Raw genomic sequence first — 2,592 nt, 5'->3', positions numbered from 1 at the left:
TCTCCTGGATCCGGCCCGAGCCGTGGGGCATCCACATCGTCCCCGCCGACGCCTGGGTCGACCCCTCGCGCCCCGTGCCCCGCGCGCTGGTGACGCATGGCCATGCCGACCACGCGCGCGGCGGGCACGGCATCACCATCGCCACCCCCGCGACGCTCGCGATCATGGAGCTGCGCTACCAGACCCGCGACGGCGCCTCCCCGGCCGAATACGGCGAGGCCCTCGACATTGGCGGCGGCGTGACGGCGACCTACCTGCCTGCGGGCCACGTCCTCGGCAGCGCGCAGATCCTGCTCGAGCACGCGGGCGAGCGGGTCATCATCACTGGCGATTACAAACGCGCCCCCGATCCGACCTGCGCCCCGTTCGCCGTCACCCCCTGCGACATCTTCATCACCGAGGCGACCTTCGGCCTCCCGGTCTTCACCCACCCGCCGATCGGGGAGGAGATCGGCAAGCTGCTGGAGGCGCGCGCGGAAAACCCCGACAGCTGCATCCTCGTCGGCGCCTATGCGCTCGGCAAGGCGCAGCGGGTGATCGCGGAACTGCGCGCCGCGGGGCACCACGAGACGATCTGGCTCCACGGCGCGATGGAGGCGATGTGCCGGCTCTACGAGGAGCACGGCGTGGCGCTCGGCGATCTCCGGCTGGTCAGCGATGCTCCGTCGAAGGAGGCGATGCGCGGGGGCATCATTCTCGCCCCACCCTCGGCGCTTAATGACCGCTGGAGCCGCCGCCTGCCCGATCCCGTCACCGCGATGGCCTCGGGCTGGATGCGCGTGCGCCAGCGCGCCCGCCAGCGCGGGGTCGAGCTGCCGCTGGTCATCTCCGACCATGCCGACTGGAACGAACTCACCCGCACCATCGCGCAAGTGAACCCCGCCGAGACCTGGATCACCCACGGCCGCGAGGAAGCGCTGCTGCGCTGGTGCGAGCTGAACCAGCGCCGCGCCCGCGCGCTGGCGCTGGTGGGCTACGAGGACGAGGATGACTGAAACCCTCGTCCCCGTGCCATCATGCTTACTTGATCGCGGCCAGCTCGGCGCCGATCTTGGCCAGCATCTCTTCGGTGATCAGCCCCTGCGAGAACGGGGCGAGCGCCTTGAGGCTCAGCGCCTTGAACTGGTCGTAGGCGGGGTGCTGCGACAGGTCCTGCCCGCCGAAATTCGCGGTCAGCACGGCCTTGGCGCGCTCGTCGGCCATCAGGGTCTCGATCGGGGTGTCGATTGTGAAAGCCGGCGCGGGGGTGGCGGTGTCCTGCGCCACCACGGCAGCAGGCGCGGTCACAGCGGCAAGAGCAAGGCCGAGGGCGGCAAGCGGGGCAAACTTCATGGAGCGGTTTCCTTATTGGCAACGGGGCTGACACGAATGTCAGCAACGCGCTCTAGCGATTCCATGTGGCTGCGCAATGAACATGTCGGGCCCCGATGAACGCGCGGCTTGATCATATCGAACAGGTCGAAGTGGCCAGCACCCACGAGCTTCGCGCATGGCTAGCGGCGAACCACGCGCGCGGGCAATCGGTCTGGCTGGTGACGGGCAAGAAGCGGGCGGGCGCGGGCTACATTCCCTACGCCGCGATCGTCGAGGAGCTGCTGTGCTTCGGGTGGATCGACAGCCTGCCGCGCGCGCTCGACGAGACACGGTCGATGCTGCTGATCTCGCCGCGCAAACCGGGCAGCGCGTGGTCCAAGGACAACCGCGAGCGGATCGCGCGGCTCGAAGCCGAAGGGCGGATGGCCGCACCGGGCCGCGCCGTGGTCGAGGCCGCGCGTGCGGACGCGGCGTGGGAGCGGCTCAAGGAGACCGAGAGCGGCGAGGCCCCGCCCGATCTTGCAGAGGCGCTGGCGGCGGCAGGCGCGCGGGAGAGTTGGGAGGCCTTCAGCCTTTCGGTGCGCCGCCGCAGCCTCGAACTGTTGCTGGCCGCCAAGCGCCCCGCAACCCGCGCGGCGCGGGTCGCCCGCATCGTCGCCGCCGCACGCGAGGGCAAGGACCCCACGGCCTGGAGGCCCAAGGTCTGATGGAGGAATTCGCCGCCCTGCTCGATGCGCTGGTTTACACCACCAGCCGAAATCGCAAGCTCGCCCTGATCGCCGCCTATCTACGCGCTGCCCCCGATCCCGACCGTGGCTGGGCGCTTGCGGCGCTGACCGACGGACTCGATTTTCCGGCGGTGAAGTCCTCGACTGTGCGCAACCTGATGATGGAGCGGATCGATCCGGTGCTCTGGGCACTCTCACGCGATTTCGTGGGCGATACGGCAGAAACCGCGAGCCTCTTGTGGCCCGAGCCCGAGGATGCCGTGCCCCAGCCCGACCTGTCGCTGGTCGAAGTGGTCGAGCGGCTCTCCGCCCTCACCCGCGCCACCGCCCCGCGTGAACTGCCCGCGCTGTTTGACCGGCTCGATGCCAAGGGGCGCTATGCGCTCATCAAGCTGGCGACCGGGGGAATGCGTGTCGGCGTGTCGGCGCGGCTTGCCAAGACCGCCTTCGCGATGGCCTTCGATGTGGCAGTCGAGGAGGTCGAGGAATACTGGCACGCCCTCTCGCCCCCCTATGCCGAACTGTTCGTCTGGGCCACCGGCGCCGCCCC

Annotated in this window: 3 protein-coding genes and 1 pseudogene; 3 read left to right on the top strand and 1 reads right to left on the bottom strand. The window is 69.8% G+C overall.

Annotation, left to right across the window (positions count from 1 at the left end; all coding sequences use genetic code 11):
- The coding region (locus AX708_RS04740; protein WP_067489617.1) for a ligase-associated DNA damage response exonuclease at positions 1-995 on the top strand (995 nt) is incomplete at its 5' end.
- A 25-nt stretch (positions 996-1,020) separates the two neighbouring features.
- Here AX708_RS04740 and AX708_RS04735 read toward each other — a convergent pair.
- Positions 1,021-1,332, bottom strand: coding sequence for a hypothetical protein (locus AX708_RS04735; protein WP_066529442.1), 312 nt, complete (start codon positions 1,330-1,332; stop codon positions 1,021-1,023).
- Between the two features lie 95 nt (positions 1,333-1,427).
- Here AX708_RS04735 and AX708_RS04730 point away from each other — a divergent pair, with 95 nt between their 5' ends.
- Together AX708_RS04730 and AX708_RS04725 are read left to right on the top strand one after the other, a co-directional pair.
- Entirely contained in the window at positions 1,428-2,021 is a 594-nt protein-coding gene (locus tag AX708_RS04730) for a YdeI family protein (protein ID WP_066529437.1), read from the top strand.
- Positions 2,021-2,592: pseudogene (locus AX708_RS04725) on the top strand (ATP-dependent DNA ligase); the annotation flags it as partial. The gene AX708_RS04730 and the pseudogene AX708_RS04725, both read left to right, overlap by 1 nt.

This window comes from Erythrobacter sp. CCH5-A1 (assembly GCF_001557115.1).
Classification (GTDB): domain Bacteria; phylum Pseudomonadota; class Alphaproteobacteria; order Sphingomonadales; family Sphingomonadaceae; genus Erythrobacter.
The sequence above is the reverse complement of the archived record's forward strand: the minus strand, read 5'-3'. Positions and strand labels throughout refer to the sequence as shown.